13 protein-coding genes (1 of these 13 only partly in view) are annotated in these 11,974 nt (G+C 72.6%); 9 read left to right on the top strand and 4 right to left on the bottom strand.

Annotation, left to right across the window (positions count from 1 at the left end):
• Nucleotides 1-51 precede the first annotated feature (51 nt).
• Complete coding sequence (serB, locus tag V6D49_RS23415; RefSeq protein WP_340562625.1) at nucleotides 52-1,293, bottom strand: phosphoserine phosphatase SerB; 1,242 nt, start codon at nucleotides 1,291-1,293, stop codon at nucleotides 52-54.
• A gap of 250 nt (nucleotides 1,294-1,543) precedes the next feature.
• Here serB and V6D49_RS23420 point away from each other — a divergent pair, with 250 nt between their 5' ends.
• From V6D49_RS23420 to V6D49_RS23440, 5 genes are all read left to right on the top strand, one after another.
• A complete protein-coding gene (locus V6D49_RS23420) occupies nucleotides 1,544-4,060 on the top strand; it encodes an ABC transporter ATP-binding protein/permease (protein WP_340562628.1) in 2,517 nt (838 codons plus the stop codon).
• An 84-nt stretch (nucleotides 4,061-4,144) separates the two neighbouring features.
• Nucleotides 4,145-5,287, top strand: coding sequence for a GAF domain-containing sensor histidine kinase (locus V6D49_RS23425; protein WP_340562630.1), 1,143 nt, complete (start codon nucleotides 4,145-4,147; stop codon nucleotides 5,285-5,287).
• Nucleotides 5,280-5,921 carry a response regulator transcription factor gene (locus tag V6D49_RS23430; protein ID WP_340562632.1) on the top strand — a complete coding sequence of 214 codons (642 nt, stop codon included), beginning with the start codon at nucleotides 5,280-5,282 and terminating at the stop codon, nucleotides 5,919-5,921. Before V6D49_RS23425 ends, V6D49_RS23430 begins: the two co-directional genes overlap by 8 nt.
• A 159-nt stretch (nucleotides 5,922-6,080) precedes the next feature.
• Nucleotides 6,081-6,329: a chaplin gene (locus V6D49_RS23435; protein ID WP_340562635.1), complete on the top strand. Its 249-nt coding sequence runs from the start codon at nucleotides 6,081-6,083 to the stop codon at nucleotides 6,327-6,329.
• Between the two features lie 208 nt (nucleotides 6,330-6,537).
• Entirely contained in the window at nucleotides 6,538-6,777 is a 240-nt protein-coding gene (locus tag V6D49_RS23440; protein WP_340562636.1) for a chaplin, read from the top strand.
• 26 nt (nucleotides 6,778-6,803) lie between these two features.
• Here the strand turns inward: V6D49_RS23440 and V6D49_RS23445 are convergent, their stop codons facing one another.
• On the bottom strand, nucleotides 6,804-7,592 hold the full coding sequence (locus V6D49_RS23445; protein WP_340562638.1) for a hypothetical protein: 789 nt from the start codon (nucleotides 7,590-7,592) through the stop codon (nucleotides 6,804-6,806).
• Between the two features lie 127 nt (nucleotides 7,593-7,719).
• On the opposite strand from V6D49_RS23445, the gene V6D49_RS23450 reads away from it, so the two are divergent.
• From V6D49_RS23450 to V6D49_RS23460, 3 genes are all read left to right on the top strand, one after another.
• Nucleotides 7,720-8,511, top strand: coding sequence for an ABC transporter ATP-binding protein (locus tag V6D49_RS23450; protein WP_340562641.1), 792 nt, complete (start codon nucleotides 7,720-7,722; stop codon nucleotides 8,509-8,511).
• 51 nt (nucleotides 8,512-8,562) lie between these two features.
• The gene (locus V6D49_RS23455) at nucleotides 8,563-8,994 is read left to right on the top strand and encodes an NfeD family protein (protein ID WP_340562644.1); all 432 of its coding nucleotides are present in this window, start codon (nucleotides 8,563-8,565) and stop codon (nucleotides 8,992-8,994) included.
• Nucleotides 8,995-9,064: 70 nt separating this feature from the next.
• A complete protein-coding gene (locus V6D49_RS23460) occupies nucleotides 9,065-10,021 on the top strand; it encodes an SPFH domain-containing protein (protein WP_191207284.1) in 957 nt (318 codons plus the stop codon).
• A gap of 89 nt (nucleotides 10,022-10,110) precedes the next feature.
• Here the strand turns inward: V6D49_RS23460 and V6D49_RS23465 are convergent, their stop codons facing one another.
• The gene (locus V6D49_RS23465; protein WP_340562647.1) at nucleotides 10,111-10,620 is read right to left on the bottom strand and encodes an HNH endonuclease; all 510 of its coding nucleotides are present in this window, start codon (nucleotides 10,618-10,620) and stop codon (nucleotides 10,111-10,113) included.
• A 232-nt stretch (nucleotides 10,621-10,852) separates the two neighbouring features.
• Complete coding sequence (locus tag V6D49_RS23470) at nucleotides 10,853-11,392, bottom strand: YbhB/YbcL family Raf kinase inhibitor-like protein (protein WP_340562649.1); 540 nt, start codon at nucleotides 11,390-11,392, stop codon at nucleotides 10,853-10,855.
• 157 nt (nucleotides 11,393-11,549) lie between these two features.
• On the opposite strand from V6D49_RS23470, the gene V6D49_RS23475 reads away from it, so the two are divergent.
• A protein-coding gene (locus V6D49_RS23475) for a barstar family protein (RefSeq protein ID WP_340562652.1) crosses the window boundary here: on the top strand, nucleotides 11,550-11,974 show its 5' portion. The gene runs 16 nt beyond the window's last position; only the first 425 of its 441 coding nucleotides appear in the window; it begins with the start codon at nucleotides 11,550-11,552; the stop codon falls past the right edge of the window.

An 11,974-nucleotide genomic window follows, 5' to 3' on the forward strand; every position in this document is an offset into this window, starting at 1 on the left:
GCACGCCTGAGACCGGGGCCGGACCGTGGCCGGGCCCGAGCCCGGCCCGGGTCACCGGGCCGCGTCGGCCGCCTCCACCTCTTCCCGGGTGATACCCAGCAGGTACAGCACGGTGTCGAGGAACGGCACGTTGACGGCCGTGTGCGCGGCCTCCTGCACGACCGGCTTGGCGTTGAAGGCCACGCCCAGACCGGCGGCGTTCAGCATGTCCAGGTCGTTCGCGCCGTCACCGATGGCCACGGTCTGCGCCAGTGGGACGCCCGCCTCCTCGGCGAACCGGCGCAGCAGCCGCGCCTTGCCCGCACGGTCCACGATCTCCCCGGTCACCCGGCCGGTCAGTTTGCCGTCGACGATCTCCAGTGTGTTGGCCGAGGCGAAGTCCAGCCCCAGCCGTTCCCTGAGCTCGTCCGTCACCTGGGTGAAGCCGCCGGAGACCACGCCCACCTGGTAGCCGAGCAGCTTCAGCGTGCGCACGAGCGTGTTCGCGCCGGGCGTGAGCCGCACCTGCCGCCGGACCTCGTCCACCACGGAGGCGTCCAGCCCGGCCAGCAGGGCGACGCGGGCGTGCAGCGACTCCTCGAAGTCCAGCTCACCGCGCATGGCGGCCGCCGTCACCTCGGCCACCTTGTCCTCGCAGCCCGCGTGCCCGGCGAACAGCTCGATGACCTCGTCCTGGATCAGGGTGGAGTCGACGTCCATCACGACGAGCCGCTGGGCGCGCCGCTGCAACCCGGAGGCGACGACGGCGACGTCCACGCCGAGGGCCGCCGACTCGGTGGCCAGCGCCGTCCGCAGCGGTTCCGTCAGCGCGCCGGAGACCTCGAACTCCACAGCGGTCACCGGGTACTTGGCCAGTCGGAAGATGCGGTCGATGTTGCCGCCCGCGCCGGTGATGCAGGCGGCGATCGCCGCCGTCGACTCGGCGGTCAGCGGCTGGCCCAGCACCGTCACGTGCGAACGGCCCACACCACGCGGCCGGTTGTCCCCGTGCCCGGAGATGATCTCGGCCTGGAGCTTCAGCGACTCGGCCCAGCTGTGCACGGTGGCCCGCAGCGCCCCCTCGCTCGTCCCGGAGCCCGTGCCGTCCGGCGCCGTGACCAGGGCGCACAGCGTTATCCGGCCCCGGGTGACGACCTGCTCGATGTCCACCACCGCGAGGCCGTAGGCGGCCAGGGTGTCGAAGAGGCCCGCCGTGATGCCGGGACGGTCCTTGCCGAAGATCTTGACCAGCAGGGTGGGAGCGTCCTCGCCGGGCATGCCGGGCGGGAGCGGGGGAGTCTGCGTCGCGCTCATGGTGGTTCCACCGTATCGGCAGGTGCCGCCCCCTCGTACTCCTGTCCGTACCCCGGACGGGTGCCCGCGCCGGCGCTCGCGGATGTCCGCCTTGTGTGCTCGCGGCGGATTCCGCCGGGTCGGGGCACGGGTTCGCGTGGCCCGACTTCCTGTCCACGGGCCCGGCCTGGAATAGTTCCCCACGATGTTCGCCATCCCTAGACCCTCCAGGCAGGGGGTAGCTCGGGGGAAGAAATCTGTGGGGCATGGAGTGCCGGAACTCGTACTGGAACTGAACGGCAGGACCTGGACGCTCGACCCGTCCCGGTCGTACGTACTGGGGCGTGACCCCCAGGGGGATCTCGTCCTGGACGACGCACGCGTCTCGTGGCGGCACGCCACGCTGCGGTGGGGCGGCCGCTCCTGGGTGATCGACGATCCGGGGAGCACGAACGGCACCTACACGCAGGGGCAGCGCGTCCAGCAGCTGGAGATCGGCCCCGGCACGGTACTGCATCTGGGTAACGCCACCGACGGGCCGCGCCTGGTGTTCACCGCGCCCGCGACGGCTCCGCAGCAGGCGCAGCAGGCCGAGCAGCCGCACGGCGGCTGGGCGCAGCAGCAGGCGGCGCCGCAGCAGGCCGCCTACGCATCGCAGCCGCAGGGCTGGCAGCCGGCGCCCCAGCACCATGCCCCCCAGCACCACGCGCCGCAGCACGCGGTGCCCGCCCAGCAGGGGGCCTCCCTCCACGAGGTCCAGGGCGCCGGCCGGGGCGACCGCAGCCCGACGACGTTCCACCAGCTGTCACTCGGACGAGTGATGCGCATCGGTCGTGCGCTGGAGAACGAGCTGGTCGTCTCCGACCTCCAGGTCTCCCGGCTGCACGCCGAGTTCCTCGCCGGACCGGACGGCCTGTTCGAGATCCGCGACCTGGGCAGCCACAACGGCACCTACGTCAACGGTCAGCAGCTCCCGCGCAACGACCGCCGCCGCATCGGCCCCAACGACATCATCGGCGTCGGCCACTCCACCTTCCGGCTGGTCGGCGACCGGCTTGAGGAGTTCGTCGACACCGGTGAGGTCTCCTTCGCGGCCCGGCACCTGACCGTGCAGGTCGACGGCGGCAAGACCATCCTCAACGACGTCTCCTTCGGCGTCCCCGAGAAGTCGGTCATCGCCGTCATCGGCCCCTCCGGTTCGGGCAAGTCGACGCTGCTCAAGGCCCTCACCGGTTACCGACCCGCCAACCAGGGCGAGGTCCTCTACGACAACCGCAACCTGTACACGCACTTCGCCGAGTTGCGGCACCGCATCGGCCTCGTACCGCAGGACGACATCCTGCACACGGCCCTGCGCGTCCGGACCGCCCTGCGGTACGCCGCCAAGCTCCGCTTCCCCGGCGACGTCGCCGAGGCCGAGCGCAACGCCCGCGTGGAGGAGGTGCTCGCCGAGCTGAAGCTGGACATCCACGCGGACAAGAAGATCACCTCCCTGTCCGGCGGACAGCGCAAGCGCGTCTCGGTCGCGCTGGAGCTCCTCACCAAGCCGTCGCTGATCTTCCTCGACGAGCCGACCTCCGGCCTCGATCCGGGCATGGACCGCGACGTCATGCAGCTCCTGCGCGGCCTCGCCGACGACGGCCGCACCGTCCTCGTCGTCACCCACTCGGTCGCCGAGCTGGCCCTGTGCGACAAGCTGCTCGTCATGGCACCGGGCGGCGGGGTGGCCTACTTCGGACCGCCGGAGGAGGCGCTGAACTTCTTCGGCTACGACTCCTGGGCCGACGTCTTCTCCGCCTTCGAGAACTACCGTGACTACGACTGGATGGGCCGCTGGCGCGGTTCGCAGCACTACCAGCTCTACGCCGCCGACATCGACTCCGTCGCCCCGCAGCCCGTCCAGGTCGACTGGCACCAGGCCCAGGCCGGGCTGCAGAAACCGCAGAGCTGGGGCTCGCAGCTGTGGACGCTCATGCGCCGCTACGCGTCGGTCATCGCCTCCGACCGCGGCTTCATGGCCCTCATGCTCATCCTGCCCGCCGTGCTCGGCGTCGTCAGCGTCGTGATCCCGTCCGACTTCGGGCTCGGCTACGGCCCGGCGGAGAAGGGCAGGACCAACCGCGACGCGAGCACCATCATGCTCATCCTCGTGGTCGGCATGTGCTTCTCGGCGGCGGCCAACTCCGTCCGTGAACTGATCAAGGAACGGGTCATCTACGAACGGGAACGCGCCACCGGCCTGTCCCGTTCCGCGTACCTGATGTCCAAGGTCATCGTGCTCGGGGTGATCACGGCCGTCCAGGGCGTCATCATCTGTGTGATCGGCTTCCTGCCCCGGGAGATGCCCGACGAGGGCGTGCTCTTCTCCGGCTCCCCGGGCCTCGAGATGACGCTCGTGGTCATCTCCCTCGGCCTCGCCTCGATGATGGTCGGCCTGATCATCTCCTCGCTGGTCAAGACCGCCGAGAAGACCATGCCGCTGCTGGTCATGTTCGCCATCGTCCAGGTCGTCTTCACCGGCGTCCTGTTCCAGATCTACGGCAAGGCGGGCATCGAGCAGCTCGCCTGGCTGATGCCCTCGCGCTGGGCGGTCGCCGGCATGGGCAACACCGCCGACCTGAACGTGCTGCTGCCCTGGGACCCGGAGGCGGGCGGCGACCCGCTGTGGGAGCCGGAGCTGAGCGCGTGGCTGCTCAACATGGTAGTCCTCCTCGGCATGGCGGTCCTGTGCGGCTTCGTCGTCTCCCGCCTCCTGCGCCGCCACGAGCCCGAGGTCATGCGCGAGTGAACGCCTCCTCCCGCCGGGCGTCCCGACCGGGGCCGCCCGGCGGGAGTCCGGCGCCCGCGCGACGGATACGAGTACGGTGATCACATGGTGATCAGAAGCGGGCTGGCCGCCGTCAGCGCGGCCCTCCTCGCCATGAACCGCCAGGTCGAGGTCCGCGAGGTCCTCCAGACGATCGTGCACTCCGCCCGCGACCTGCTCGACGCCGAGTACGCCGCCCTCGGCGTCCCCGACGACCGCGGCGGCTTCGCCCAGTTCGTCGTCGCCGGCGTCAGCGACGAGCAGTGGAAGGCCATCGGCCCCCTGCCGCGGCGGCACGGCATCCTCGCCGCCATGCTCGACGACGCCGCCCCGCAGCGCCTCGCCGACGTCCGCCGGGACCCGCGCTTCGAGGGCTGGCCGGCCGCCCACCCCGAGCTGTCCGACTTCCTCGGCATGCCGGTGGCCGACGGCGACGAGGTCCTCGGCGCCCTCTTCCTCGCCAACAAGCGCCCCTCCGGCCCGCACGACGAGCGCTCCTTCACCGAGGAGGACGAGCACCTGCTGCGCCTGCTGGCCGAGCACGCCGCCATCGCCCTCACCAACGCCCGCCTCTACGAGCGCGCCCGCGAGCTGACCGTCGCGGGGGAGCGGGCCCGTCTGGCCCACGAGCTGCACGACGCCGTCGCGCAGAAGCTCTTCTCGCTGCGCCTCACCGCCCAGGCGGCGACCGCGCTCGTCGACCGCGATCCGGGACGCGCCAAGGCGGAGCTGCACGAGATCACCCGGCTCGCCGCCGACGCCGCCGACGAACTGCGGGCGGCCGTGGTGGAGCTGCGCCCCGCCGCGCTGGAGGAGGACGGGCTCGTCGCCACCCTGCGCACCCAGGTCCGGGTCCTCGACCGGGCCCACACGGCCGCCGTCGGCTTCACCGTGCACGGCGTCCGCGCGCTGCCCGCCGCGCAGGAGGAAGCCGTCCTGCGGGTCGCCCAGGAGGCCCTGCACAACGCCCTGCGCCACTCCGGGGCCGCGGGCGTCACCGTCACGCTGGAACGGCGCGGCGCGGGCGGCGCCGTGCTGTGCGTCGCCGACGACGGCCGGGGCTTCGACCCCGGCGCGGTGCGCCGCGCGGGCCGCCACCTCGGCCTGGTCTCCATGCGCGACCGCGCCGCCTCCGTCGGCGGCCGGCTCACCGTGCGCTCCGAGCCCGGGAAGGGCACCCGCGTCGAGATGGAGGTGCCCGGTGGCTGAGCGCATCCGCGTCCTGCTCGTGGACGACCACCAGGTGGTGCGCCGGGGGCTGCGCACCTTCCTGGAGGTGCAGGACGACATCGAGGTCGTCGGGGAGGCGGCCGACGGCGCGGCGGGCGTGGAGGAGGCCCGGCGGCTGGCCCCCGACGTCATCCTCCTGGACGTCAAGATGCCCGGCAGCGACGGCATCGAGGCGCTGCGCGGGCTGCGCGAGGTGCGCAGCGCCGCCCGCGTCCTGGTCGTCACCAGCTTCACCGAGCAGCGCACCGCCGTCCCGGCCCTGCGCGCGGGCGCGTCCGGGTACCTGTACAAGGACATCGACCCCGACGCGCTGGCCGGCGCGATCCGTTCGGTGCACGCCGGTCACGTGATCCTCGAACCGGAGGTGGCGGCGGCGCTGCTCACCGAGGAGGGCACGCCGCCGGCCCCGGGGCGCTCCTCGGGGCTGACCGACCGGGAACGCGAGGTGCTCGGCCTCATCGCGGACGGCCGCTCCAACCGCGAGATCGCCCGCGCACTCGTGCTGTCGGAGAAGACCGTCAAGACGCACGTCTCGAACATCCTCATGAAGCTCGACCTGGCCGACCGGACCCAGGCCGCCCTGTGGGCCGTCCGGCACGGCGTCACGGAGTGAGGACGACGGAGACGCCGGGAAGCGGCCCGTGGTTCTCTTCCTACGAATGATTCATACCGTCGTGTGATGAACGCCCGCAGGCCGCAACCCGAGCGGTCCGCACCCGTTCTCCAGGGCGTGCCGCGACGACCGGTCGCGGCCCCCAAGGAGGCTCGGAAAGTGAAGAAGTTCAACAGGATCACGGCCGTCACCATGCTGGCCGGCGGCCTCGTCGCCGCCGGTGCCGGAGCGGCCTCCGCCACGTCGGGCGGTGCCTCGGCCGAGGGCGCGGCCGTCCAGTCCCCCGGCGTCGGCTCCGGCAACGTGGTGCAGGTCCCGGTGCACGTTCCGGTGAACCTCTGCGGCAACACGGTCAACGTCGTCGGCCTGCTCAACCCGACGTTCGGCACCTTCTGCCTCAACGCCTGACCCCCGCGGCCCCGGGGGCCGCCCTTCCGGCCCCCGGGCACCGTGCCCGGGGGCCGAGGCGTGCCCGGCCGTTGCTCCGAACGGGGGGCGGCGCCCCGGCGCCCGTGTCGCCCATCGCCCGCCGACGTTGCTCAGCGTGCGGCTCCGCCGCGTATCCGTGCCGAGGCGCAAGGCCAGGCACCCTGTCGACGATTTCAGGAGAACTTCCATGAACGCAGCCAAGAAGGTCGCCGTCACCATCGCAGCCGCGGGCGCCGCCGTGGGCGGTGCGGCCGGTACCGCGTTCGCCGACGCCGAGGGCCAGGCCGTGGCCGCCAACTCCCCGGGCGTGGCCTCCGGCAACGTCGTCACCGTCCCGGTGCACATCCCGGTGAACCTGTGCGGGAACACCGTCGACGTCATCGCCGCGCTGAACCCCACCTTCGGGAACACCTGCGTCAACGACTGACGGGGGCACCCCGCCGGCGGCGCGGCTCAGCCGCGCCGCCGCTCCAGCTCCTCCGCGTACGCGTTGTACGCCGCGACCTGCGCCCGCCGCGCCATCCGCTCCACCGGACGCAGCACGTCCGCCCGCATCGCGAGTTGCCCCGCGCTCACCGCCGCACCCGGCTCGACCGCCTCCGCGATGTTCACCAGCGCCGCCACCCGCTGCGCCAGCTCCAGCACCCGGACCGCCCGGCCCGGATACCCGGGCGCCAGCAGCCGCCGCCCGGCCTCGGCCCGCGCCTGGTACGCCGCCAGCGCCGCCTGCGCCACCGGCCCCGAACCCGCGACGTCCAGCCGCGTCAGCGCCTCCGTCGCCTCCCGCAGTGCCTGCTGGAGCTCCCGCTCGGCCTCCCCGAGCGAGGGCACGTCCGCGGGCGGGGCCTCCCGCACCGGCAGACAGCGCCACACCACCTCCACGTGCACGTCCCCGGCCGGACCCGCCTCCGCGACGTCCGGCACCAGCCCGAGCGCCGCTCCGGAGGCCAGCACCGCCTCCCCGGCCTCCAGCGCGGCGGCGTTGAACTCCGGCGGACCGCTCAACCCGAGCGGATGCCCCGGCGCCGGGAGCGCCACCCGCAGGGCCACCGCCCCGAGCGCGCGCAGTCGGCCGAGCGCCAGCGTCCAGCCCACCGGACCCGCTTCCCCCGGCAGCCCGCTCACCCGGTGGACGGCGTCCTCCGCCACGACGCGGACCGCCGCCTCGTCCGGCGACGCCTCCCCGGCCAGCAGCGCGTTCCCCCAGGCGGCCAGCCGCCCCGAACGTGGTTCTTCCAGCATCCCTTCAGACTAGAACCCGGCCCCGACAAGCCTGACCGCCGTCGCGGGCGACACGTGGCGTAGGTTTTCCCTGGGGACTGTGCCCACCGGCACGGGCGAAGCGACTGCAATGGGAGAAACCGCGCTCATGAGCGATGTACTGGAGCTGGTGGACGTATCCGTGGTCCGCGACGGTCGGGCTCTGGTGGACGACGTCTCCTGGTCGGTCAAGGAGGGCGAGCGGTGGATCATCCTCGGCCCCAACGGCGCCGGGAAGACGACACTGCTGAACCTGGCCTCCAGTTACCTCTTCCCCTCCGCCGGGCAGGCCACCATCCTCGGTGAGCGGCTCGGCTCCGTCGACGTCTTCGAGCTGCGCCCCCGCATCGGTGTCTCCAGCAGCGGCCTCGCCGACAAGCTGCCCCCCGGCCAGACCGTCCTCCAGACCGTCCTCACCGCCGCCTACGGCATGACCGCCGGCTGGCACGAGGACTACGACGCCGTCGACGAGGAGCGCGCCCGCGCCTTCCTGGACCGGCTCGGTATGAACGACTTCGTGGACCGCTCCTTCGGCACCCTCTCCGAGGGGGAGCGCAAGCGGACCCAGATCGCCCGGTCGATGATGGCCGACCCCGAGCTGCTGCTTCTGGACGAGCCCGCCGCCGGACTGGACCTCGGGGGCCGCGAGGACCTCGTCCGTCGGCTCGGACGCCTCGCCCGGGACCCCTTCGCCCCCTCGATGATCATGGTCACCCACCACGTGGAGGAGATTCCGCCGGGCTTCACCCACGTACTGATGATCCGTCAGGGCAGGGTGCTGACCGCCGGTCCGCTGGAGACGGAGATGAACTCCTCCAACCTCTCCCGCTGCTTCGGCCTCCCGCTCGTGGTCGAGCGGATCGGCGACCGCTGGACCGCCAACGGCCTTCCGCTGTCCTGAGGTTGGACCGGTCCGCCGGGCCCCTGTCCCGCGCGGTCCCGGGCACCTATGATGACCTGTGTGGACGCATGGGTGTGGTGGCTCGTCGTAGCCGTAGGGCTCTGTATCCCGCTCGTCATGACCGCGATGCCCGAGCTGGGCATGCTCGCGGTCGGCGCCGGAGGGGGAGCGCTCGTCGCGGCGCTCGGCGGGGGTCTCGTCGCGCAGGTCGTCGTCTTCGCCGTCGTCTCGACGGCCCTGATTCTCGTCGTCCGGCCCATGGCCCGGCGCATGCGCGCCGAGCGCCCCGAACTGGCGACGGGTGTGGACGCCCTCAAGGGGCGGCAGGCCGTCGTGGTCGAACGGGTCGACGGCAGCGGTGGCCGCGTCAAGATCGGGGGCGAGATCTGGTCCGCCCGGGCGATGGAGGCCGACGACGCCTACGAGCCGGGACGTAAGGTCGATGTGGTGGAGATCGACGGCGCCACCGCCGTCGTGATGTGATGGCCCACGCGGGACCGGACCGACACGGTCCGTCAACTACACACGTCAACACACGAGTCCAGGGGGCACGGTGGACGCCGTCATCATCGTCCTGATCATCTTGGTGGTGCTCGTCTTCGTCGCGCTCATCAAGACGGTCCAGGTCATCCCGCAGGCGAGTGCGGCCATCGTGGAGCGCTTCGGCCGCTACACGCGCACCCTGAACGCGGGCCTCAACATCGTCGTGCCGTTCATCGACACGGTGCGCAACCGGGTCGACCTCCGTGAGCAGGTCGTCCCCTTCCCGCCGCAGCCGGTGATCACCCAGGACAACCTGGTCGTGAACATCGACACCGTCATCTACTACCAGGTGACGGACGCCCGGGCGGCGACCTACGAGGTCGCGAGCTACATCCAGGCCATCGAGCAGCTCACGGTCACCACGCTGCGGAACATCATCGGCGGCATGGACCTGGAACGCACGCTCACCTCCCGCGAGGAGATCAACGCGGCGCTGCGCGGCGTGCTGGACGAGGCCACCGGCAAGTGGGGTATCCGCGTCAACCGCGTGGAGCTCAAGGCCATCGAGCCGCCCACCTCCATCCAGGACTCGATGGAGAAGCAGATGCGCGCCGACCGCGACAAGCGCGCCGCCATCCTCCAGGCCGAGGGCGTCCGGCAGTCCGAGATCCTCCAGGCCGAAGGCCACAAGCAGTCGGAGATCCTGCGCGCCGAGGGTGACGCCAAGGCCGCCGCCCTGCGCGCCGAGGGTGAGGCCCAGGCCATCCGCACCGTCTTCGAGTCCATTCACGCGGGCGACCCGGACCAGAAGCTGCTCTCCTACCAGTACCTCCAGATGCTGCCGAAGATCGCCGAGGGCGACGCGAACAAGCTCTGGATCGTCCCCAGCGAGATCGGCGACGCCCTCAAGGGCCTCGGGGGTGCGCTGGACGGTTTCAAGAAGCACGGTGGAGACGCCGGGCCGACGATCCCCGCACCGACCCCGGGCATGAGCAAGCGCCCCCCGGAGCGTCCGGAGATCGACTGACCCGTACCACCCACGGACATGCCGGTGGCCCCGGCGAACCGCACGGTTCGCCGGGGCCACGCGCACGTCCGCCCGCCGTCGGGGGAGCGTCACGCGGGAGTCGGCAGCGCCAGCCACTCCGGCAGGGTCTCGCCGTCCCTCAGCCGCAGGGCCAGCAGCAGCGCGTCGGCCGGGGTGGGCTCGAACGGTCGCGTCAGCAGCCGCATGCCCGCCTCGGCCGGAGTGCGGTCGGCCTTGCGGTGGTTGTCCTCCGCGCAGGCGGCCACCGTGTTCAGCCAGGTGTCGCCGCCGCCGTGCGACCGGGGCACGACGTGGTCCACCGTGGTCGCGCGCCGCCCGCAGTAGGCACACCGGTGCCGGTCCCGCACCAGCACACCGCGCCGCGACCACGAGGCCCGTTGTCGGAACGGCACCCGCACGTAGCGCCGCAGCCTGATGACCTGCGGCACCGGCAGCTCGACGTTGGCCGCCCGCACCCGCAGCCCGGGATGCGACTGTTCCACGACGGCCTTGTCCTGCATCACGAGCACCACGGCCCGTCGCAGCGACACCGTCGACAACGGCTCGAAGCTCGCGTTAAGAATCAGCGTCTCGCGCATCCCGTCCACCTCCCCGGCGCCCCGCCCGGCTGCGGGACGCCCCCACTGTGCCGCTGCGGGATTCCGTGGACAACGCAATTTCCCCGCCGTGTACGGCGGGTGACGTGCGCGGGACCACCGGCGGACGGTGAGCGGGCGGCCGGGCGAAGGGCGGTGCGCGGGTGCCGTGCGCCGGTGGCCCGGCGCCGCTGTGCCCCGCCTCCGGGACGGGGGCACAGGGCGGCCGGTGGGCTCAGGAGCCGGCGGGCACCTCGTACTCACCGATCAGATGGGCACGCCCGATCGCCTTGAACCGCAGGTTGAACCCGACGACGGCCGGGCTGGCGTCGGAGTCGGGGCCGAGCTTCTCGTCCCCCACCGCGTAGACGGTGAAGACGTAGCGGTGCGGCCCGTCCCCGGGCGGCGGCGCGGCCCCGACGAACTCCTTGTCGCCGTACTCGTTGCGCACGTGGACGGCGCCCGGCGGAAGCCCGGCGAAGTCGCCACCGCCCGCACCGGCGGGCAACTCCGTCACGGAGGCCGGGATGTCGAACACCGTCCAGTGCCAGAATCCGCTGCCGGTGGGGGCGTCCGGGTCGAAGCAGGTCACCGCGAAGCTGCGCGTCTCCTCCGGGAACCCCTCCCAGCGCAGATGCGGCGAGGTGTTGCCCCCGGCCTGCACCTGATCAGGCTTCAGCTCCGCTCCCTCACGCACGTCGTCGCTGACGACGGTGAAGGACGCCACCGGCGGGTGGAAGTCGTGGGGGAGTGGACGCCGCTTCTGCTCGGTCACGTCAGAACCTCCTGATCGCTGGCATCGTTGCAGCGGCCAGCCTAACGAGCCCGGGCAGGGTGGGCTGACAGCATGGCGGGGGTGCCCGCGTGCCTCCCGCCGGCACGGCGGCACCCGCGAGCCCGCACGACGAGACCCTCACATCGGTGGTGACCCCATGACCAACCCCCAGACACCCGGCCCGCTCCCCGAAGCGGACCTCACCGGAGTGCTCGACGGATCACTGCCCCCCGGCCTCTACCGGTGGCGCCCCTCCGCGGGTGACCCCGGGCCCTCCCGCGGGCCGGAGGAGGCCGGCTGGGACAGCCGTGCGGTGGACCTGAGCGGGGTGGGCGACGGCTCCGGATTCGTGGCCCGCTGTGCCGACACCCTCGGCTTCCCCGAGCGGTTCGGCCACGACTGGGACGGACTCGCCGACGCCCTCACCGACCTGGGCTGGACCGATACGCCGGAGCACGGGCGGCTCCTCCTCGTGCGTGGCTGGGACGCCTTCGCGCGGTCGGCTCCCGCCGACGCGGCGACGGCCGCGGACGTGCTGTCCGCGGCCGTCAGCTACTGGGCGGGCCGGGCCGCCCCGATGAC

The sequence above is a fragment of the Streptomyces sp. GSL17-111 genome (assembly GCF_037911585.1).
Taxonomy (GTDB): Bacteria; Actinomycetota; Actinomycetes; order Streptomycetales; family Streptomycetaceae; genus Streptomyces.

Excerpts from the sequence above, each read along its gene's own strand:
- V6D49_RS23450 (WP_340562641.1), top strand. The coding sequence starts at position 7,720 with ATGAGCGATGTACTGGAGCTGGTGGACGTATCCGTGGTCCGCGACGGT.
- V6D49_RS23465 (WP_340562647.1), bottom strand. The coding sequence starts at position 10,620 with ATGCGCGAGACGCTGATTCTTAACGCGAGCTTCGAGCCGTTGTCGACG.
- serB (WP_340562625.1), bottom strand. The coding sequence starts at position 1,293 with ATGAGCGCGACGCAGACTCCCCCGCTCCCGCCCGGCATGCCCGGCGAG.
- V6D49_RS23455 (WP_340562644.1), top strand. The coding sequence starts at position 8,563 with ATGACCTGTGTGGACGCATGGGTGTGGTGGCTCGTCGTAGCCGTAGGG.
- V6D49_RS23425 (WP_340562630.1), top strand. The coding sequence starts at position 4,145 with ATGGTGATCAGAAGCGGGCTGGCCGCCGTCAGCGCGGCCCTCCTCGCC.
- V6D49_RS23440 (WP_340562636.1), top strand. The coding sequence starts at position 6,538 with ATGAACGCAGCCAAGAAGGTCGCCGTCACCATCGCAGCCGCGGGCGCC.
- V6D49_RS23445 (WP_340562638.1), bottom strand. The coding sequence starts at position 7,592 with ATGCTGGAAGAACCACGTTCGGGGCGGCTGGCCGCCTGGGGGAACGCG.